General features: G+C 68.1%; 18 protein-coding genes and 4 pseudogenes. 8 read left to right on the top strand and 14 right to left on the bottom strand.

What is annotated here, in order from left to right:
- Positions 1–28: 28 nt before the first annotated feature.
- From OIE49_RS01500 to OIE49_RS01485, 4 genes are all read right to left on the bottom strand, one after another.
- Entirely contained in the window at positions 29–1693 is a 1665-nt protein-coding gene (locus tag OIE49_RS01500) for a beta-1,3-glucanase family protein (protein ID WP_326800692.1), read from the bottom strand.
- Between the two features lie 288 nt (positions 1694–1981).
- A complete protein-coding gene (locus tag OIE49_RS01495; protein ID WP_326800691.1) occupies positions 1982–2947 on the bottom strand; it encodes a DUF4232 domain-containing protein in 966 nt (321 codons plus the stop codon).
- 308 nt (positions 2948–3255) lie between these two features.
- The gene (locus OIE49_RS01490) at positions 3256–4146 is read right to left on the bottom strand and encodes a glycoside hydrolase family 19 protein (protein ID WP_326800690.1); all 891 of its coding nucleotides are present in this window, start codon (positions 4144–4146) and stop codon (positions 3256–3258) included.
- A gap of 311 nt (positions 4147–4457) precedes the next feature.
- Positions 4458–4664, bottom strand: coding sequence for a helix-turn-helix domain-containing protein (locus OIE49_RS01485; protein WP_402123156.1), 207 nt, complete (start codon positions 4662–4664; stop codon positions 4458–4460).
- Between the two features lie 100 nt (positions 4665–4764).
- On the opposite strand from OIE49_RS01485, the gene OIE49_RS01480 reads away from it, so the two are divergent.
- Positions 4765–5094, top strand: coding sequence for a group II intron maturase-specific domain-containing protein (locus OIE49_RS01480; RefSeq protein ID WP_326800689.1), 330 nt, complete (start codon positions 4765–4767; stop codon positions 5092–5094).
- Positions 5095–5230: 136 nt separating this feature from the next.
- Positions 5231–5692, top strand: coding sequence for a hypothetical protein (locus tag OIE49_RS01475; protein ID WP_326800688.1), 462 nt, complete (start codon positions 5231–5233; stop codon positions 5690–5692).
- Between the two features lie 11 nt (positions 5693–5703).
- Here the strand turns inward: OIE49_RS01475 and OIE49_RS37015 are convergent.
- Together OIE49_RS37015 and OIE49_RS01460 are read right to left on the bottom strand one after the other, a co-directional pair.
- Positions 5704–6475: pseudogene (locus tag OIE49_RS37015) on the bottom strand (ISL3 family transposase); the annotation flags it as partial.
- Between the two features lie 95 nt (positions 6476–6570).
- Entirely contained in the window at positions 6571–7602 is a 1032-nt protein-coding gene (locus OIE49_RS01460) for a hypothetical protein (protein ID WP_326800687.1), read from the bottom strand.
- 692 nt (positions 7603–8294) lie between these two features.
- On the opposite strand from OIE49_RS01460, the gene gcvH reads away from it, so the two are divergent.
- Together gcvH and OIE49_RS01450 are read left to right on the top strand one after the other, a co-directional pair.
- Positions 8295–8675 (top strand): glycine cleavage system protein GcvH, encoded by a 381-nt coding sequence (gene gcvH, locus OIE49_RS01455; protein ID WP_326800686.1) that lies wholly within the window; start codon positions 8295–8297, stop codon positions 8673–8675.
- 440 nt (positions 8676–9115) lie between these two features.
- Positions 9116–9223: pseudogene (locus OIE49_RS01450) on the top strand (transposase family protein); the annotation flags it as partial.
- Positions 9224–9586: 363 nt separating this feature from the next.
- On the opposite strand, the pseudogene OIE49_RS01445 reads toward OIE49_RS01450, so the two are convergent.
- The 3 genes and pseudogenes from OIE49_RS01445 to OIE49_RS01435 form a co-directional block, all read right to left on the bottom strand.
- Positions 9587–10656 (bottom strand): annotated as a pseudogene (locus OIE49_RS01445) (glycoside hydrolase family 43 protein).
- Positions 10657–10691: 35 nt separating this feature from the next.
- Positions 10692–11665 (bottom strand): annotated as a pseudogene (locus OIE49_RS01440) (IS5 family transposase).
- Between the two features lie 244 nt (positions 11666–11909).
- Positions 11910–13400 (bottom strand): glycoside hydrolase family 76 protein, encoded by a 1491-nt coding sequence (locus OIE49_RS01435; protein ID WP_326800685.1) that lies wholly within the window; start codon positions 13398–13400, stop codon positions 11910–11912.
- Positions 13401–13735: 335 nt separating this feature from the next.
- Between OIE49_RS01435 and OIE49_RS01430 the strand changes: the two genes are divergently transcribed.
- Positions 13736–14155, top strand: coding sequence for a ribosomal maturation YjgA family protein (locus tag OIE49_RS01430; RefSeq protein ID WP_326800684.1), 420 nt, complete (start codon positions 13736–13738; stop codon positions 14153–14155).
- A 105-nt stretch (positions 14156–14260) separates the two neighbouring features.
- On the opposite strand, the gene OIE49_RS01425 is transcribed toward OIE49_RS01430, so the two are convergent.
- Positions 14261–14665 (bottom strand): hypothetical protein, encoded by a 405-nt coding sequence (locus tag OIE49_RS01425; RefSeq protein ID WP_326800683.1) that lies wholly within the window; start codon positions 14663–14665, stop codon positions 14261–14263.
- Between the two features lie 361 nt (positions 14666–15026).
- On the opposite strand from OIE49_RS01425, the gene OIE49_RS01420 reads away from it, so the two are divergent.
- Positions 15027–15587, top strand: a complete 561-nt coding sequence (locus tag OIE49_RS01420; protein ID WP_326800682.1) for an ester cyclase — start codon at positions 15027–15029, stop codon at positions 15585–15587.
- Between the two features lie 285 nt (positions 15588–15872).
- Here the strand turns inward: OIE49_RS01420 and OIE49_RS01415 are convergent, their stop codons facing one another.
- Entirely contained in the window at positions 15873–16691 is an 819-nt protein-coding gene (locus OIE49_RS01415; protein ID WP_326800681.1) for an SDR family oxidoreductase, read from the bottom strand.
- Between the two features lie 121 nt (positions 16692–16812).
- Between OIE49_RS01415 and OIE49_RS01410 the strand changes: the two genes are divergently transcribed.
- Positions 16813–17397 carry a TetR/AcrR family transcriptional regulator gene (locus OIE49_RS01410; RefSeq protein ID WP_326800680.1) on the top strand — a complete coding sequence of 195 codons (585 nt, stop codon included), beginning with the start codon at positions 16813–16815 and terminating at the stop codon, positions 17395–17397.
- On the opposite strand, the gene OIE49_RS01405 is transcribed toward OIE49_RS01410, so the two are convergent.
- Together OIE49_RS01405 and OIE49_RS01400 are read right to left on the bottom strand one after the other, a co-directional pair.
- Positions 17367–17585 carry a hypothetical protein gene (locus OIE49_RS01405; RefSeq protein WP_326800679.1) on the bottom strand — a complete coding sequence of 73 codons (219 nt, stop codon included), beginning with the start codon at positions 17583–17585 and terminating at the stop codon, positions 17367–17369. The genes OIE49_RS01410 and OIE49_RS01405 overlap by 31 nt on opposite strands.
- A 63-nt stretch (positions 17586–17648) precedes the next feature.
- The gene (locus OIE49_RS01400; protein WP_326800678.1) at positions 17649–17912 is read right to left on the bottom strand and encodes a hypothetical protein; all 264 of its coding nucleotides are present in this window, start codon (positions 17910–17912) and stop codon (positions 17649–17651) included.
- 86 nt (positions 17913–17998) lie between these two features.
- On the opposite strand from OIE49_RS01400, the gene OIE49_RS01395 reads away from it, so the two are divergent.
- Complete coding sequence (locus OIE49_RS01395; protein ID WP_442812190.1) at positions 17999–18916, top strand: RNA repair domain-containing protein; 918 nt, start codon at positions 17999–18001, stop codon at positions 18914–18916.
- 97 nt (positions 18917–19013) lie between these two features.
- Here the strand turns inward: OIE49_RS01395 and OIE49_RS01390 are convergent, their stop codons facing one another.
- Complete coding sequence (locus OIE49_RS01390) at positions 19014–20243, bottom strand: acyl-CoA dehydrogenase family protein (RefSeq protein WP_326800677.1); 1230 nt, start codon at positions 20241–20243, stop codon at positions 19014–19016.
- Positions 20244–20277 lie beyond the last annotated feature (34 nt).

The raw sequence follows: 20277 nt of genomic DNA, 5'->3' as shown, positions 1-20277 counted from the left end.
GCGGCGCCTGCCGTCTCGGAGCCGGAGGTCAGCTGGTGAAGGTGAACCAGTTGATGTTGACGAAGTCCGAACTGCTGCCCGAGAAGACCAGGTAGACGTCGTGGACTCCGGTGGCGGAGGCGACGATGTTCGCGGGAACGGTCTGCCAGTTCTGCCAGCCGCCGTTGTTGGCGAAGTCGATCTCGGCGATCTTCGTGCCGCTGATGCTGTCGAGCCGCACCTGGATGGCACCGCTGACACCTGCGTCCGCGCCCGACGCCAGCCGGGCCTTGAACTGGTTCGGGGAGGCCGCACCGAAGTCGATGGAGGAGTACTTCAGCCAGTCGCCGTTCGAGATGTAGCCCACGTCGCTGCCGCCGCCGACGTCGGAGCAGCTCTCGGTCATGGTCCCGCTCTGCGCCGAGTAGGACTCGGCCTGGATGGTGCTGTAGGCGCTGACGCTGCCCGAGCCGCCCCCGGATCCTCCACCGGAGCCGCCGGCGCCCAGGGTGATCGTCCACGAGGTGGGCGCCCCGTCCTGGATGTGCCCGTCGACGGGAGCCGAGCCGGTGGGGCCGACGTCGTCGTAGGGGAAGGCGTAGCCGATGCTGGCGTACTTGTGGACGAGCCGCGCGTAGTGGTTGGTGATCGAGTCCTGGTAGTACTGCGAAGGTGTCACGCCATCGGGCTGGTTGTTCCCGCCCGGGACCAGGAGCGAGCTGCGGTTGAGCGCGGCGGCGAGCCGGGCGGCGATCGCCCCGCGCGCGTCCGACCCGGAGTTGTAGAGGGGACCGGACGCGCAGCCGAAGATGTCGACGGCGCTCGGCTTGGTGAACGGCACGCCGTTGGTGTTGAGACCGGAGAAGACGATGGCGTTGCCAGAGACGGTGCCGGTGTAGGAACCGATGCCGCCCTGGCCGTTGATGGTCAGCGGGGTGGAGGCGTAGTGGCTCCAGACCCGGTTCAGGTAGTCGTCCCAGTAGTTGCCGAAGTCCACCGGCGAGTGCGAGGGCGACATGACGCGCAGTACCGCACCGGAGGAGTCGGTGACCACCAGCCTGTCCCAGGGAGCTCCGTCGGAGGCGTGCTGGGTCTTCAGGCCGGAGGCGATGGAGGCGAGGGCGCCGGAGGGCAGCGGGCTGACCGACTGGGTGCCCCCGCTGCCGGTGCTGGCCATCGAGATCGGCAGCGCGACCATGTCGACGTAGGAGATGTTGGCGTAGAGATTGGCGCTGTTGAAGGTGAACTCGCAGAACGTCCAGTTGGTGGCCCAGTTGGGGTCGGAGCTGACCAGGGCGGGCTGGACCACGCCGGGCACGGCGCCCGGGTTGACGAAGAACTGGAGTTTCTGCCCGACCGAGAACCAGACACGGCCGCCGATGATGTAGTCGGTCAGGGTGACGGTCTTGGCGGCCGAACCGGAGGGGCCCAGCGCGATGGAGTAGTCGGCAATGGGGGTCACCGGGGACGACGGGTTGGGCAGCCGGTTCAGGACGCCGTTCGCCGAGACGAAGACCGGCCAGCCGCTGCTGTCGGTGCCGGATATGTAGGCGTAGACGGTGTCGTGGCCGGAGTTGTTCGCCAGTTTCACGGGGAGCGAGACTCCCGCTGCAGCCGCGGTGGAAGTCATCGGCGAGAACGGTGAGAACAGGCTGAGCGCAGCCGCACCGGTGACGGCGCCGGCCGCGGCCAGGAAGGAACGTCGGGAAACCACAGGGGCCCTCCCGGAGGGGTGATGGCCCGTCAACAACGTGACGGGATGGGGGGTGTTGTTTCGTGTGGGGTTCTGTGCGGGGGTGACGCTATTGGACTGGACCAAGTCAGTCAAGGTTGCGGAACCGTTGTCTCCGGGCAGCGATGCCCGCGCCCGTCAGGGCCCCGCGCTTGAAGCCCACGCGGTCCGGGGTGACCGGCACACTCGGCCAACTTCCCGCCGTTCTTGGGGCCGTCCGGGCTCAGCAGGCCCCGGACGAATGGGGAATGCTGGAGTCCCCTTGGAGTATCAGCGTGCCGCCTTCTCCCACGGTCTGACCCCGAGCTTTCCGGTGGTCCCGAGGTCGAGGTGCGGGGTCACCGTCACCGGCGCGGCACCCTCCTTCACCCGGACCCGCACATACGGCACGTTGACCGGCGTACCGAACTCGGTGGTGTTGCGCCAGACCAGGCCGGCGGTGGCCGACTCGCCGGGCTCGAGCGTGACAGGCCGGGGCTGTTCGTCGGGCCCGGCGCCGGTGGTGATCTCGCCACTGCCGTCGAGGATCTCGACGCCGTCGACGGGCTCGCGGTCGTCGTCCAGCAGTTCCAGCAGGGGATAGCCATCGACGGAGTAGGGGCGCGTTCCGCAGTTGTCGAGGTGAAGGCCCACGACGCGCAGCCCCATGGCCGCGTCGCCCTCGTCCGCGCTGACCCGGATCCCGGAGTCGGGGCACGTGCCCGGATCGGCCGGTGCCTCGCCTGCGGGAACCTTGGTCACTTCGAGTACCTGGGCGTGCGTCACCCGCGGTGCGGTGGGCGGCAGTTCCCCGGCCCGGACCGTGCCGCGCACGGTCTTTCCGGGGCCGACGTCGCGTACGGTCTCGGTCCGGTTGGTCACTGCCCCGCCGCCACTGCTCTCGAAGGTGAAGATGACCGTGTAGGTCAGGGGATCGGTGCTCTTATTGCTGACCTCATAGGCGGCGGAGATACCGGAGTCCGAGCCCGTGGTGAGCCCGTCGGCGGAGACGGAGTAGCTGCGATTGGGCGAGGGAGTGGCTGACGGGAGGGTCAGCGACGTGATCCGTACGCCGTCCTTGCCCGGATCGTCGATCCGCATGCCGCCGCCTTGAGGCGCGGGGGCGTCGGCACCGGTGCTTCCGGCACCCGCATGCTCCGTGCCGCAGGCCGTGAGTAGCAGAGCGGCCGCAGCGAGAGCCGACAGGAAAGGGGCGGTCGTGGTGAAAGCCGGGTGCAGGGAAACGGGTTTGGGCATGCGGCCATCTCATCAAGGCACGAACCACGCGTGTGCGATGGAGCTCACAGTTCCGGTCGCAGGGGTGTCACAGGTGGGGCCGGAGAAACGCGGCTCCCCGACATGTCGCAGCCGTCCGGCCCAGCGCAGCACGGCGATCGACCGGTCAGGTCGCTCGTCGTGCCGCGGCGGGGAGGGCGCCGTCCGTGGACCGCATCACGCCGAAGCCGATGCGGCCCACGACCGCGTCAACCGGTTGTCCAGGTGTCCGTGCGCGGTGCCCCCGTTCCGAGGCCCTGGGAACGACTCGCGCACACCCAAGGACCGGGTCAGCAGTACAGGTTGGCGCCCGCCGACACGCCCAGTATCTGCGTGAACTGCTGGTACGTGGTCACACGGCTCTGCACCTGGGCGGGATTCCTGCCGTCGCACTCGAGGGAACCGTTGATGGAACGGATCGTCTGGCCGAAGCCCGCGCCGTTGACCATGGCGTTGTGCGGGGTCATGCTGCCGGGACCGGACTGGGTGTTCCAGTACCAGAGGCCCGTCTTCCACGCCACGGAGGCGTCGGTCTGGACCAGCGACGGGTTGTTGAGCAGGTCGATGCCGAGCGCATCACCGGCGGCCTTGTAGTTGAAGTTCCAGCTGAGCTGGATGGGGCCGCGCCCGTAATAGGCCGACTGGCCGGCCGGACAGCCGTACGGCTGGCTCCAGTCGCAGTAGTGCGGATAGTTGGCGGTGTTCTGCTCGACGACGTGAACCAGTCCGCCCGTCTCGTGGCTGACGTTGGCGAGGAAAGCGGCTGCCTCCTGCTTCTTGGTCTCGTCGCCGCCGGTGTTGGCGAAGCCGGGGTAGGCGTTGAGTGCGGCGGTCAGGCCACTGTAGGTGTAGAAGCCGTTGCGGTTCGGGAACATCTGGTTGAACTGGGCTTCGGAGACAACGAAGTTGCCGACGGGCGTGCCGCTGCCGCTGTCGCAGTTGTACGGCGTCCAGTACCAGGTGCTGATGACCGGGTCGTAGCCCGGGTTGTCGTGTTCAGCGATGTACGCCTTGCCGTTCGTGTAGCGGACGATGTCACCGGTGACGTACGCCTTGCCGGCCACCCAGCTCGGGTAGCTCGAACAGGTGGCGGCGGACGCGCTGCTGGTCGGCACCAGCACCGGTACGGCGGCGGAGAGGGCGAGCGCGGTCACGACCGCGGAGATACGACGCCTCGACACGGAATCAACTCCTTGACGGAGAACGGTCGTACCCGGCGCGGGCAGGACGGAGCGAGCCTTGTGCGCGTGCCGTCGGAACCGGATGGGGGCGCGGGGCCGACCGTAGTGGGGGGTGTGAGGCACACTCAACCGTATTGGTCTGTACCAGTCAAGGCGCAGCCCGATCGGCGGCGAAGGAATGACGGGCGGGAGGCACCGCCAAGCTCGGCGGGACGCTGCTCCCGGGGACGGTGCGACCGTCCTGTCAACTGGCCTGCTCACCATCCGACTTCAGGTACCCCCGCCAACTGGGACACGACACCCGCCCTCCCTCACGCATGCCCGACTTCCCGCTGGTTGAGCACGCCGGCACGGTAGGCGCCCGGGGTGGTGCCCATGGCCTGGGTGAAGATGCCGACGAAGGCGCTGGTCGAGGCCCATCCGCAGGCGTGGGCGGTGTCGGTGACGGTGGCGCCTTCGGCGAGCAGCACCATGGCGTTGAAGAGGCGGGTGCGGGTGCGCCACTGGGGGTAGGTCATGCTGAACTCGTTGCGGAACAGGCGGGAGAGGGTGTCCGGTCGCTGAAGGCGAAGGTCCGTGCTCTGACAGGCAGGACATCGCAGCAGGATCTCGCCCGCCGTGCTGGAGAGACTCACTCAGATCATGCGCGGTTGGGCCAACTACTTCAAGCACGCGGTCGCCAAGCATGTCTTCGACAGGCTCGACGCCTTCGTGTGGTGGCGTCTGATCCGCATGCTGCGGGAGCGTCACCGATGGAGTTGGGGCGACGTCCGCCGCCGGTTCACCACCCCCACCGGACGGTGGAGACCCATCGCGGCGGACGGGATCGAGCTGTTCCGGATCGGTCAAGGTCAGCCGTTACCGATACCGGGCCAGCACGATCCCCAACCCATGGCAGCCTGCGAACCCCGTCTGACGGCAGAGACCGTGGAGAGCCCGTTGCGTTGAGAGGCGCACGGCGGGTTCGGCGAGAGGTCCGGAGAAACGGACCGGGAGCAACCCCGGCACCGCGCTCCGGGCCTACTCAGCGGTCGGTGACGCTGCATGGTGGATCACGGTTGGGTCCGGCCGTTGGCTGGGTGTCATGATCGTGCGTATGGGAGCTTTCTTCGGCTACTACGCCGCGGCTGATGACGAAGACGCCGTTCGGGCTGTGGTCCGTGCGGACGGACAGCCGATGGGAACGGGGTATGACTCGTTCGTCGTGAAGGGCGTCGATCCGGTGGTCGAGTTGCTGCCGGCCGAGGTGCTCGTTACTGGGCGAACTGCCGATGCTGTCGAGGCTGATCCGCGGCATGGGTATTTGGTCGGGATGGTGGGTGACGGAGAAGTCTTCACGCTGTCGCTTACGGATTCCTTTCGTGACTCACTCGCCCGTTTCGACCGGAAGCAACTGGACGAAGCGGCCCGTGGTTGGTCTGCGTCGAGCGTCTTCAGTTCTCAGTCGGACCTGAGCGGGCTCACGGGCTTCATGGAGGATCTCGCTGCTCTTGCAGAGAGGGCGCTCGTTCGTGGCTACCGGCTGTACTGCTGGATCACTGTGTAGTGACGCGGCGTTCAGCCTGCCAACAGGACTGGCTTGTGCAGCAGGTTGAAGCCGGCTCGACCGTACATCTGGCGCCTGATCATCTTGATGCGGTTGACGTGGCCCTCCACGACACTTGAGCTCCAGGGCAGTGTCAGGCCCGCGGTGACTACCGCGAGGTCGCGTTCGAGGCCGCTGATGAACGTGTGCAAGCTGGGTAGTTCGTCGGCTCGAACCGCCGCGATCCAATCGGGGAGCCGTTCGCCCTGGCGTTGGGTGAGCATCTGGCCGAAGGAGCGGACGTGTCGCGTGAGGGCGTCCAGCTCGGGGCAGCCCGCGAGGACGGACTTGAGTTTCAGACGCTCGGTCTCCTGAAGGGAGCCGGGGGTGCGTCAGGATGCACCCGGCAACGGTCCGTGGTGACGGGGGGCCGAACACCAGGCACGGCGTTGCGGATGGGACGGAGGTAGGCGCGGACGGCCCCGTAACCGAGGAATCAGGCAGGGCGAATGGTGCTTGCAGACAGGACCGATGCCGCGATATGCATCGGTCTGCAGCCTCACCGAGGTTGCGCCAGAGGTGGAAGCGGCCCGCGACCTGCACCGCGGTGGGCGCTCCGGTGCTGGCTCCTTCGGCGAGGAACGGGGCGTGGTCGCGACAGACCACCTCGACCCCGGGGCGTTTGGCGAGCCATGCGGCGACGGAGGCCGCCTCCCGGTCGGGCAGCAGATCCACGGGTTTGCGGGTTTCGACGTCGACCAGCACCGTCCCGTAGATGCGGCCTCTGCGCATGACGTATCCGTCGGGCACTCGGTCGTCAGCCGCAGCTGCGCCCTCGAACTGCGCGGTCCAGGGAAACGGCCTCCTTCAAGCCTGGGCACTGCTCATGACCCAGCGGCCTACTGGATGCTCCAGCGGTGAGGGTGGCTGGGCTCTTCGGGGCAGGCGAAGATGTTGAGTTCGCCCCACCGGCCCACGGTAACCTCGGTTGGTGTCGCGGACCGGTGTGTGGGCAGGTCCTGTTCTTCCAGTGGCTTCCAGCTGCCGCTGCCGCCGTCCCATTCCGAGCTGTCGATGGTCAGCAGCAGGTGCATCGGTGTCGCGCAGGTGCGGCAGTTCATGGGATACGGGTCGGTGGCGTGCCAGGAGGCGAAACCGCCGACGCGCCAGCCTGGTGGGATGGACAGGTCGTACTGGTAGCCCACCGGCACGGCTTCATCGTCGTCCGCCGATTGCTCGGCCTCCTCCTCCAGCGCTTCTTCCCAGGCGTCGATCCTGGCGCACAGGTCCTCCGGGAGGAGGCCGGCGAATGGGTAGGTGGCCACTTGCTCCGGGTGTAGCACACACGGCTCGGGCACGTACCCATCGGAGCCGACGACCTGCGGCTGCGGCGGCGCAGCCTGCACCTCGACAACCTCCCACGACCGGCGCCAGCGCAGGTCGAGCAGCATGCCGTGGCCGGTCGGGCCGTGCGCGTCAAACGGGCACCAGAACACCTGGAGCAGATCGCAGTCGTCCGGCCCGGTCGGCAGATCGGGGATGTCCCTGCGGTAGAACTGCGCCAGGCCGATCAGTGGCAGTGGATCGGTCGCAGCAGCTTCTTGAACATGGTGTTTCTGGCGTAGCTGCTCCAGCAGCTGCCGGTCCCCGTCGGTGGGGCCGGGGTTCGGTTCACGGAGCCATGCGGAAGCCAGGATCTGCCGCAGCCGGTGGATGTCTGTCGGGCGTTGGCCCCGCGCGTGGCTGTGAGGCTCGGTGCACACTGGCCAGGGTTCGTCCGCCGGCCACAGCAGCGGACCGCCCACGGAACTGTCCGCCGCGCCCGGTCGGCCCGGGCGCGGATGGAGCCGGGTGGTGGTGCCCCGGTAGGCCGACAGCTCCGGGAACAGCGCCTCGACTTCGAGCGGGCGCGACGGTGTGGTCCTCGACATGTACGCGACCTTAAGACAGCCGCCGACCGCCGTGATTCAGCACCCCCAAGGGCAACCGCCTCCGCATCAGTCCTGCCGGAACCCGTGAACATTTCGATTCGCACACGGGCATTGGCTGCCTCCCAAACCGGCGCACAGCTGCGCCGAACGTCAGGGGCACGACCAGCTGCGGAGCCTGGATGGCGACGCTGACGGCAAAGACGGTGTCGTCCCAGAGTAAGGCGGCATGCGTACCGAGCCGCGCGACCACTGCCTCACGGCGCCCGATCGGCCGCGCCGGCACACCCGCCGCGCACTGTCGGCGGTCATGAGCACTGAGGCCCCCGGAGCGGGGACTGGCTTTGTTCACCAGAACGGGTTCTGGCTCACCTTCTGTGGAACCGGCATGGGCTGCCTTCAGCGGCCCCTCCCAGGCACCGCTGACCTGTGATGAGTCAGCTGCCCCATCGTCGGCAGGTCGCTACGAGAGCCGGCTCCACAGAAGTTGTGCCAGAACCCCAGAACGGACAGCAGATGTTGGCACCGAGACTGGTGGCTGTTCGATTCTCTCTCGCCGACTTGAAAGCCCCGAGGTGTACTCGTTGACCACGTATGGCCCAATCAGCCGGTGGCTCGCGTCGTCAATCCTCGGTCAAGATCCTCAAAGGCTGACACTGTGTCATCCGGTGATCACGCCCGAGAGGAGCCTTACCATGTCGATTGTCCCTGCCGATCTCAAGTACACCGACGAACACGAGTGGATTCACGCCGAAGCCGACGGGACACTGGCGATCGGTATCACCGACCACGCCCAGAACGCGCTTGGGGACATCGTGTTCCTGGAGCTGCCCAAGGTGGGCAAGCAAGTCAAGGCCGGGGATGCCGTCGGCGTCGTCGAGTCGGTCAAGGCCGCTACCGACATCTACAGCCCGGTCTCCGGCGAGGTCGTCGCGATCAACACCGACGCCGCTGACGCGCCCGAGGAAGTGAACAGCGACGCTTACGGCATGTGGCTGTTCAAGATCAAGTCGGCGGACGGTGCCACCACCGACAATCTCCTCGACGCCGCCGCCTACGAAAGGCTGATCGGCTGACCCTGCTACGCGACACCGCCGCCGGACGTTACGACACCGCGGCCATGAATTGATCGGCTCACAGCCCGCACACTGGGCGAGGCTCCCCAGAGCTTCGGCCAGTCCCGACTGGGACAACGGGTTCGAGACGGCGGCCCCAGACAATCCGGCGTGCGCATAGTTCGATTTGCACGGCAGTCTCGGTGCCTCCCGAAGTGGTGAACGTCTGCTGTCCGTTCTGGAGTTCTGGCCCAACTTCTGTGGTGTGGATGCGCTCTGTGACTGTTGCCTCGTGCCCACCGCGATCGGGCTGATGGTTCTGGGCTGTGCGCGAGGTACGGCTCCGGCTGGAAGAGCTGCTCTTCCTGGCGGATCCGGGGATCAGGGTGGTGTCGGTGCAGGACGATGGCGAGATGATCCGAGCCGGTGTCAGATGACGGACGGCCGGTGCTCGGTGCCCAGGCTGCGGAAGCTGGTCGGGGCGGGTGCACGGCTCTTACCTGCGGTTTCCCGGTCACCTCCCCGTGGCGGGACGGCGGGTGGTTCTGCGGCTTCGTGCCCGGCGCTTCACGTGCGAAGACGTCTCCTGCGGGCGGCGGACGTTCGTCGAGCAGGTCGCGGGCCTGACCCGGTGGCACAGCCAACGGACCGAACGAATGCAGTCGGTACTGGCCGAGGTCGGCCTCGCCCTGGCTGGTCGAGCCGGTGCCCGGCTGGCCGACGTCTTCGGGGCGAACGTCAGCAGGAATACGGTCCTGCGGCTGGTCGACGCTCTCCCGGAGCTCCCGCCACAGGTCCCGCGTGTGGTCGGCGTCGACGAGTACGCGATGCGCAGGGGCCGCTCTGCGTGTGGGCAGCTGATCTTGTACCGGATGACCTGTGGGAACGCGTGGCTCCGTTGCTCCCGCCTCGTCCGCCGCGTCGTGAGGTTCCTATTCGAAGAACTTCAGACCCCATCCGGTGTCGGTGTTCGATCCGGGGACGTTGGCCCGGCTGTAGGTTACCCCGCCCCACCAGCAGAAGGTGCCCGTGTACCAGTAGCGGTTGTCCACGAGTACGCCGTTCCCTTCGCGACCGCGTGGAACATCAAGGGGAACGTCGGGCCTGCGGGCGGGCTGGTGGCGATATCGCCGTTGAGCAGGACGAAACTGTGGTGCCCTGGACCGTCGACGTAGAGGGTCGGGTCCCAACCACGCATCATCGTCCCGGCGTTGGAGCCGAAAAGGCAGCCGTTCGACTTGTACCAGTCCCACACGTACGTGGGGTCACCGCCGGACCGCAGCCTCAGGTCGGCCAGGCAGTACTGGTCGCTCCAACTGCCGTTGGCGGAGTACACGATGTGCAACTGGCCGTTGGGGTCCTTGATGGCCTCCGGACCTTCGTTGATGAAGGGGTTGCCGACCACCCGCTCCCAACTCTCCCGCGGCTGCGAGACGATGTACCTCGCACCGGTCGGCGTGGTCGGGTTGTTCATCCGGGCGATGTAGAGGTTCTGCTCGACATTGGTGTCGCCCGCCCATCCTGACCAGACGAACCAGCGCTGCCCCGAGAAGGTGAACATGGTCCCGTCGATCGCCCACTTGTCGTCCGGCAGGGCAAGCTGCGTCTCGGCCGTGTACCCGCTGTCCGGAGAGGCGGAGCTGATGACGAACATCCGGTGATTCGCTCCGACGCCGGCCGTGAAGTAGATGTAGAAGCGGCCACCATCTGTGACCAGTTCGGGAGCCCAGACCTCACCGCGGCCACGGGTGTCCGACCAGACCTGCCGGGCGGGCGCCCATGCGAGCGCGTCCGTCGACGGGGCCTGCCGGACGGCGATGCCTGCGCCGGTCGACTGCACGGAGATGTAGGTGCTTCCGACACGGATCACACTCGGGTCCGCCGCACGCAGCGGCGTCTGGCTCGCCTGGGCCGGCCCGATGGAGGTCAGTGAGATCGCGGCCACCAGGACCGCGGACAGGGCGAAGACAACGGCGGCGTACAGACCTCGGAGAGTCTTCATGGTCCCGTTCCCCTAGGGCCTGTGTGGAGTCATGATCATGATTGTGATCCGAGGTGTCGGATCCAGAGGAGGCCGGCGCATAATTCGAGTCCGGCCTGGTAGCTTTCAGGTTTTTTGTCGTAGCGGATGGCGAGGCCGCGCCAGTTCTTGATCTTGTTGATGGTGCGTTCGGCGCTGTTGCGGAGCTTGTACAGCTGCTTGTCCCAGGTGACGGGCCGTCCGCCGCGTGAGCCGCGGTTCTTGCGGTGGGCGGCTTGATCCTTCTTCTCGGGGATGACGGCTTTGATCCCACGTTTGCGCAGGTGGGCGCGGTTCTTGCGGGACGAGTACGCCTTGTCGCCGGCGGCTGCGTCGGGCCGGGTGCGGGGTCGGCCGACCGGGCCGGGGACGCGGATCTTGTTCAGGACGGGGATGAACTGTGGGCTGTCCCCGGCCTGCCCCGCAGTGATCTTGAGCGAGAGGGGCAGGCATTGCGGCACGCAGGACAGGTGCGTCTTGGTGGTCAGTCCGCCGCGGGAACGTCCCAGGTCAGCGGCGGCGAGCCGGGCCCTGCGGCGACGTCTCACGCGTCGTCGTTCTTCCCGCTCCGGGTCTTGTTGTCCGTCTTGTTCCTCGCCGGTGCCCCTTTTTCCGCGGCGGCCTTCTCCATCGCGTCCAGGGTCTCGGGCTCCACGATCATCCCCGCGGCATCATGATGAGCCCGGACCGTGGTCGAGTCCACGCTGACCAGCGACAAGTCCACCAGACCCCGCTTCGCTGCCTCGGCGATCGCGCCCTGGAACACCGCGGTGAACACCCCGGCGTCCCGCCACTGCCGAAACCGGCCGTAGACGGTGGACCAGTGCCCGAATCGTTCGGGCAACTCCCGCCATTTCGCCCCGTTCCTGAACCGCCACACGACGCCCTCGAAGTGCGCCCGCAGGTTCTCCGGGTACGGCCCGTACTCACCGACCGGCAAGAACGGGGAGATGAACTCCCACTCGGCATCTGAAAGTTGAGGTCGAGACACCCCACCGTTCTACTCCAAGGACCCCGACCCTCCCAGGCCGGGGTCCACGAGATCACGACTCCACACAGGCCCTAGTCAGCCTCAGCTTCGACGTCGGCCCGGGCGCGAGTTCAACGGACCGGGTCGACGTCCGGTCAAGTTCGCGTCGGAGGGGTGGCCGGGCGTTCCTGACCGCCAGTTGCACCTCAGATGCACTTCAGATCCACCGCTTCCACCGGGCGCGGGTCAAGGTTCGGGCAGCGCCTCATGGTGCCGCGTTGAGCAGGTCGAGGGCGCTCTGCTGGCGTGCCGCGTCCAGCTTGTCGACAGGTCCCGACCAGCGCAGTCCGTACTGGTCGAGGGCGTTCCGGTCGCTCGTGCGGGCCCGGTCCGCCTGGCGTTGCAGATAGGCGGTGTACGGATGGTCCGGCAGCGCCGCGTTGAGCTTGCCCAGGCCGCGCACATGGGCACCCTTGAAGGACGGCCCGTCGCCGCCGCAGTCCCCGCTCTCGCACGGGTCTCGCAGGATGCCGTCGGCGGTGTGCAGGGAGGAGGTCGTGGTCGCGGCGTCGGCGATCTGCCGAGCGCGGGTGAGCAGCGCCCCGTCACCCGTCGCCCGGTTCAGCTCGGTGAGCGCACCGAGCAGCACGCCCTGGTTGTACGACCACACGGCCTGGCCGTTGTTGCGGCAGGTGGACAGGTCTATGCCGTCGTTGACCAGGTTCGAGCCGTTGACCATGCCGGTGCCCTGGAACCAGGACCAGCCGGCGCGGGCCCGGTCGAGATACGTGGTGTCACCTGGGATGCGGTTGTGCAGGGCGGCGCTGAGCTGGATGTAGAGGGAGTTGGCGATGGCGTTCTTGTACGTCCTCGCCGTACTCCACCACACTCCGCCGCCGCAGGTGCCGTCCCAGTAGGCGGCCATGTGGTCGGCGTCGGCGCGGGCGGTGTTCAGGTAGCGGCTGTCACCGGTCAGGTCGTACGCGGCGATCCACGCGAGCCCCCACCAGCCGGTGTCGTCGATGTACTCGTTGCGGAACTGCCCGTTTCGTGTGTTGAGATTCAGGTCGTATGTGCGGGAGATCGCGTACGAGTAACTGCCCATCCCTGACACGCGGATGTTGTCGATGACGGCAGTCAGCGCGTTCGCGGAGTTCCACCAGCCGGTGGTGTCGAACAGGCCGGTCGAGTTGTTGTAGAAGGTCATCAGGCCGGTGGCCGCAGCGGTTCGCCGGTCGCCGGCGTTCCATGTGACGCGGGCCCACGGGGTGCAGGCGATCTCGGCGCGGTCGCCGGCCTTGCCGCAGGCGCGCAGCGCGCCGACGCCGCGATTGTTCCAGTCGTCGACGTTGTACATGAGTGTGCGCCAACCCCGTTGCCCGGAAGGAACGGTGGTGTCACCGAGCTTGCTGCCCGAACTCCAGGTGCGGCCGCCGTCGAAGGAGCGGTCGAGCCAGACCTCGTCGCCCGGGTTGCCGTTGTCGATGGACGCCCAGCCCATCGCGTCGGCGTCGTCGAAGTGGAGGGCGATGGACCGCCCGTAGACGGCCGCGGTGACCGGGACGCGGTCGCCGGGGGAGAGGGCGGGGTCACGGGTGTCGCAGTATCTGTTGCAGACGGTCGCGGTGACGGCGGTGCCGGCGGCGGACGCCGACTGCGGGGTGAGGCCTGCGAGAAGTGCGAGGGCGAACGCGGCGGCCGACTGCCCGACGGTGACAAGTCTCGCTGCCCTACGGGACCTTTGTACTGGAGTCATGGGGCCTCCCCGTCAACGCGACGCCCCCTGCCCTCGCCGTGGACCTGCCGACGTCGCTTCGCAGCAGCACAGGTGACGGAGTGGCCCGGGGCATGCCGTGGATGAATAGTGAGAGCGCTCTCGGAAGGTAGTGAAGGGAAATGGGAGCGTCAATGGGTTTGTCACGTAAGGGAGGTCGGCTCACGTGGCGGGTGCGCTGCCGACCGCGACGGGCGCCGTACTCCTGCCGACGTGGCTGCGAGCGCGCGAGGAGACCGCACCGCCAGCCGTCAGCCGCCAGGCGTGGCCGAGGGGAGCCGATGTGTCATGCATGGAACATCCGGCAGTATGACCCTGTGCCCTCCCTCCCAAGAACCCAGAACCGCGCCGCAGGCGCCGCCGCCCCGGTACGGATCCGCCTGGCGGCGGCCTCGGCCGCGGTGCTGACCGTCGCCGCGGGGCTGGGACTCAGGGCCGTCACGGCGGGGAGCGTCGGCAAGTACGGTGGAGACGCGCTGTACACCGTGCTGCTTCTGACCCTCGTCGTTCTGGTGGCGCCCCGGGTGACGCCCCTGACGGCCGCCGCAAGCGCGTTGGCGATCAGTTGGGGGATCGAGTTCCTGCAGCTCAGCGAGGTGCTGGCCGAGCTCTCCCGGCGCAGTACCGTCGCCCGCCTCGTACTCGGCTCCACCTTCAACCCGCCCGACCTGCTCTGGTACGTGGTCGGCGCCGCAGCGGGCTGGCTCGTCCTCACCGCGGTGAGGAGAGAGGCGTAGGGCCTGCTGGTCGCCTACCGGAGCTTGTCACCGACCCCCTCACCGTCCACGGCCTGGTCTTGGACCTCGCTGACGTAGCGGTGTGCGTTGTTGCTCGGGCTCGGTTCACGATTCGTCGCGGTGCGTGAGGTGGCCGTCGGTGAGCCGCCAGTAGTGCTGGTGATCGGTCAGCTGCCACGTCTCGTCGGCGGCGATGGCCCGCGTGATCCATTCGTGCAGTTGCGGGAGGGCATGCTCCTGAAGAACAGCGCGGGTGGCAGCACGTTCAGTGGCATCGACCGGGTGGACGTCTATGTAGACGCCGACCATGTCCGGGTGGACGCCGCGGCCGTAGTTGCGCGGGTTCGGAGCGAGCCATTGTGCTCCCAGGACGATGGTCCCGCTGCCATGCCCCGTGACGAACTGCAGGTCCTTGACGCGGCTCATGTAAGGGCCGAGACACCCGTTGATGTCGGTGGTGGTCAGGGGCCAGGCGCGGTGCCGGGGCAGTCTTCGATTTCGTGCGGACATGGCAAGCAGAATGACAGAAGGTCACTGTCGGCTCCCGCGGGTTTTTGCGGCCTGCTCCAGCAGCGCCCGTGCGGAGTCCGTGCATGGCGGCGCTGATCCAGTGGTTCGACCATCGTCGGCGGCTCGATCCTTTCGGGCAGTTGAGCCTCCGTCAGATTCAAGGTGATTCATCGTGACGGGGCGTGGAGACTCGATCCGTGATCGTTCTCTTCCTGTTGAGCGCGGGTTTCGCCACGGTCGGCGCCGGGCTCGGGCTCCTTGCGGTTCTCCGTCCTACGGCACTCGTCGGCGAAGGAACGGACAGCAGCGGAGAGCGCTTTTACGTACGTTTCCGATCAAATTGAGGCAAAGGGTAACTGCTGTGAACGGGTTCGTACTTCCCGATGAGTCCGTGCTTCGGGCCCGGGAGAAGCTTGTCCTCGACCACTTCCGTGATGAGGTCGCACAGGACTGGGACGCCACCCTGTCCACCTTTCCGCACCCCCACTACGAACTCATCGCGTCGATGCAGGTGCACGAAGGCGACGTCGAAGTGCGTGCGTACTACGACGACACGCGCGTCGCCTTCCCTGACCAACGCCACGAGATCATTGCGTTCCGTCACAGCGTCGACGCCGTCATCGTGGAGTTCTGGCTTCTGGGCACACATCTCGGACCTCTCGGCAAGATCCCGCCGACGGGCGCCACTCATCGCACGCGCATGAACGCGTACTTCATCTTCGACGAGAACGAGAACCTCGTGACCGAGCGGATCTACTTTGATCAGCTGAGCGTTCTCAGGCAACTGGTCGCGGGCGTGGACAGGCGCAGGCCGAGCGGCCTGCTCAAGCTCATCCGGATGGTCAGGGGCGCCCTCTCCATGGCCGCCGGCAGTCCCGACCCCCGGCTCACCGACACGACAGCGCCCGACCTCGTCCGCTGACCGCGGCCAGAGTGTCTCGCGTCCGCCTCCCGCACCACCTCGGCCCCATGACCACGGCGGCCTGACACCCCTGCCGCTGCCTTGCCTCCAGGAGGAGTTGTCGTGAGCACCTTGCTGTCCGGCTTCGGGGCACACCCTCCGCCTGCGCGGGCGGCGGGGAGCGTCAACCTGTTCGCCTCCAACCCCGTCCCCGTCTGGTGCTGGTGGCGCCGAACGGTTGGGGGTGTGTTGTGCGGACTTGAGGGGGATTCCTTCTCGTCTTGCTGGGGCGGGTGAGAGGCGTGGTCAGCCCTGGGCGGTGCGGGAGACGTGCTGCCAGTCGGCCCAGGTCTGAAGGCGCTGGGCGTACAGCGGCTCAACGATCTCGATCGGCTCAGTGCCGAAGAACACGCGCAGCGGCGGGGTGTCGGCATCGACGATCTGCAGCAGAGCGGCACCGGCGTCGGCAGGGTCGGCGTACCGGGCGTCGCCGAAGCGCGCCGCGATGGCTTCGCGGACCTGGTCGTAGGCGGGGTTCGGCGTGGCGCGCGTGGCGGAGGAGCCGGCCCAGTCGGTGCTGAAGCCGCCCGGCTCGACGATGGTCACCTTGATCCCGGCACCGGCGACTTCCTGGGCCAGGGCCTCGCTGAATCCTTCGAGCGCCCACTTGGACGCGTGATAGGCGCCGAGCGACGGGAACGCGGCGACGCCGCCGACGGACGATATCTGCACGATGTGGCCGCTGCCCTGGGCGCGCATGATCGGCAGGGCAGCCTGGGTGACCCAGAACGCGCCGAAGAGGTTGGTCTCCATCTGGTCGCGCAGCTGCTGTTCGCTGACCTCCTCGACCATGCCGAACAGCCCGTAGCCGGCGTTGTTGACCACGACGTCGAGCCGGCCGAACTTCTCATGCGCGGCGGCGACCGCGGCGGCGACGGCCGCCTTGTCGGTGACGTCCAGCGTCAGCGGCAGCACAGCGTCGTCGCCGTATGCCGCGACCAGGTCGTCCAGCGCTTCCACCTTCCGGGCGGTCGCGGCGACCTTGTCGCCCCGCTTCAGCGCGGACTCGGCGAACGCACGGCCGAACCCTCGGGACGTACCGGTGATGAACCAGACCTCGCTCATGACTTCTCCTCACGGTCAGGCCTCCGGAGCCGTCCCCGGGGGTCTGCTCCCACCGTAACCCAGAAAGTTAGACTCGTCTAAAAATGTACTCGTCCAGAAATCGACCCTTAGGATGGGACGCGTGAAAGAACCCATGAATCTGCGGGAGCGCAAGAAGCTGGCGACCTGGCGCGGGATCCAGTCCGCCGCGCTGCGGCTGTTCGACGAGCAGGGTTACGAGGCCACGACCATCGAGCAGATCGCCGCCGCCGCGAACGTCTCGCGCGCCACCTTCTTCAACTACTTCGTCGGCAAGGACGCGGTGCTCCTCGACCAGGACCCCGAGGAGCGGTTCGCGTGGCAGGACCTGTTGGGCGGCCGTCCGGCGGACGAGCCGCTCTGGGACTCACTGACCGCGATCCTGACGGGGTTCTGCGAGGGCTTGCGGGAGCGGATGCCGCTGCAGCGCCGCCTGAAAGCGGAGTCGTCCGCGTTCGCCCAGTCCGCGCAGAGCTTCGGCGAGCAGTTCTTCACCGACCTGAGGGAGTGGGTGGCATCCCGCGCCGCACCGTCGGAGGCTCTGAGCGCGACGCTGCAGATGAACCTCGCCGTCGCCGCGACCATGACGGCGTATCAGACCTGGCCCGCGGACGAGCCCTTCGACGGATTCCTGCGACGCCTCAGCCTCTGCCTCCGTCAGGCGCGGCCGAGCGCGAGCACCGACTGAAGCATGGGATCGCGCCGACGTACCCGCTGGGCGGCGGCATCCGCAAGGCCGTAGGCACCCAGCAGCTCGCCGCCGCGGCGCTGAAGGCCGCCGCCCGGCTCTCCCCGCTCAAGAACTGGCAGGTCACCTTCCTGGGCCGGCACCTGCTCGACATCGAGGCCGGCGGCCCAGGCCTGTGCCCCTTCCATGACCCGGACACTGCCGAGGCTACGAGGACGAGGACTGATCGGCGGCCCTGGTGAAGGGTCCGTTCACGCGGGTTCGGCGTTGAGGGCGCGCACGGCGGGGCTGCGGGTGTGAACCCACGCGGGCAGGGCGGTCAACGCCCCGACTGCGAGCAGTATGACGAGTACGGCGGTCAGCAGCCACGATCCCGGGGGCGTGACCTGCGTGCCGAAGAGCCAGTACAGGCCGAGCGCGTACCGCAGCGCCTGCCCCCATGTCGACCGGGCCCGAGGAGGCCGGGTGCCCGCCCGCACCTCCACGGCGGTCGCCGCGGTGATCGCGGCTGCCACGGACCTGCGATCAGCAGCCACCGAGTACCGCCTCACCTCGGGCGGCACCCTGGAGGAAGACGAGGTGTGATGACGGGAGAGGAGGCGTGGTGCGAACCAGCGACGAGATCTATTACCGGGTCCGCTGGGACCCGCGGTTCGACCCGGCCCGGTTCGTGCTGGGGATCAGCCGGCGCGGGGACGGCGTCGAGCGCATCCCGCTGTCCTCCTTCGTGCCCGGGGGCGACATCCCGTGGCACCGGGTGGTATTCATCGAGGCGGACGGCGAGGTGGTCTGGGACCGGGCCACGGGCGTGGACCGCATCGACGCGTCGGGCGCCGGCCGGGTGCGTGACCCGCGAGCGGACCCGAGCCGCGACACGGGGTCCCGCAGGGGCGGGTCCGTCGGCGTCCTCGACGTGTCCCCGACGGCCCGCACGGCGGTGGCCTGGATCCCGCCCGCGGAACTGTGGCCGCCGATCCAGGACATCCGCCAGGACTACGATCCGCAGATGCACCGGTGGCCGCCGCACGTCAATGTGCTCTTCGGCTTCGTGCCGGAGTCCGACTTCGAGCGGGCTGCCCCACTGCTCGCCGCGGCGACGGCCGAGACGCCCGTCTTCACCGCGCGGCTGGACGGAGTGCGCACCTTCCGGCACAGGGCGTACTTCACCGTGTGGCTCGACCCGGCGGCAGCCGGCAATGCGCCATGGGCGGACCTGTACCACGCACTGCGGCAGCGGTTCCCGCGCTGCGGTGGGCCCGCCGAGGACTTCACCCCACATCTGTCCCTGGGCCGGACCCGCGATCCGCGGCAGGTCACCGCCGACTGCGCCACCCGGGTCGACGCCATGACGGCGACAGTCTGGGAACTCGTCCTGCTCTCACGCAGGGGCGACGGGCCGATGCGGCCACGGGCCACGGTCGCCCTGCGATCGGGCGAGGTGCGCCGGCTGCCCGCGCTCGACCCCGAAGCGCCGGGCCCGGAGGACACGGCATGGCTCTCCGCGATCAACGACAGGTGAGGCCATGCCCGATCGGGGCAGAGAGCGGTTCTGACTCCTGCCGGGGCCGGGAAACTCCGGGCGGCGATACCACCCACTCCATGGAGCGCTGCCTCACTCAGAGTCTGTGGAAGGACAGGTCGTACTGCTCGCCGAGCACGGCACGGCCTACGGTCGCGAGAACGTGATCGGCGTTGTCGTGGAGTTCGTACAGCGTCAGGTCGCGCAGGACCCGCTCCACGGGGCTCGGGCGGATCAGGCTGCGGGCGCCGCAGGCCTGAATGACGTGATGCACCGTTTCCTGTGCCAGATGCGCGATCGTGTGCCAGGCTCTGGCGCCGGCGATTCGGGCCTCGTCGTCCCTGCCCTCGTCCCACAGACCGGCGACGTGGCGCAGCCAGAGGTGCCCGGTCTCGACGTTGACCGCCATGCTGCCCACTCGCTGCTGCACATAGGGGTCACCGCCCTTGCCCTGTCGTTTCAGGTACGCGAGCCCGTACTCATACGCGGCGAGGGCGCCGCCGAGGAAGCTGGCCGCGTAATGGGGCACGAACACGGTCTGCCACTGCCCCTCGAAGTAGCTGCCGGGACCTCCGACAAGATGCTCGCGCGGTATGAAGGTGTCGTGAAAGCGCACCGCGTGGCTGACCGTCGCACGCATGCCGGCGGGGTCCCACCAGGAAGCATCCACGGTCACGGTCGGGTCGGACAGGTCGCAGGCCAGCAGCAGGAGCCTCCCGCGGGCCCCCGGGGTGGTCTGGCGGGCTCCGCCGGGTGTCTCCGGATCGACGAGCAGGATCGCCCACTGTGCTCCGGTGGCACCGGTGGCGAAAGCTTTGCTGCCACGGAGGACCCAGCCGTTGCGGACAGGGACCAGTGTGGTGCCGAAGCGAAGGCTCTCGCCCGGCTTCGGGGCTTGGGGCTCGCCGCTCCAGGCGGCCCATTTCTCCCCGTGTTCCACCACGCCTGCGAACCAGCGTCGCTTCTGCTCGGGGGTGGCCAGGGCGTCGATCAGGACCAGTGCGTTGGCGTGCCCTTCCCAGCAGCGGGCCAGTGACAGATCCGCCTTGGCCAGCGTCGTGGTCATCTCCCACAGGGGCAGGGTGTGGCGCTGCTGGGGGCCGTAGCCCAGGCCCCCGTATTCCCGTGGCACGGTGGCGCCCAGGAGACCGCTGGAGAACAGGTCGTCGAAATCCTCGGCGGGGAAGACGGCCTCGCGGTCGTACTCCACAGCGCGGGGGGCGAACTTGTCCGCGGCGAGCTTGGCCGCTGTCGCGAGAACAGCCTGGTCGTCTCCGGTCGCCGGGCTGCGGACGGATCCGGCGGCGCGGGGCAGGTCGTCGGTCATGTGGAGGTAGCCTCCAAGTGCCGTGTCACGTTCG

This window comes from Streptomyces sp. NBC_01788, from assembly GCF_035917575.1.
Classification (GTDB): domain Bacteria; phylum Actinomycetota; class Actinomycetes; order Streptomycetales; family Streptomycetaceae; genus Streptomyces.
Note: the sequence above shows the minus strand (reverse complement) of the source record. Positions and strands in the feature narration are given on the sequence as shown.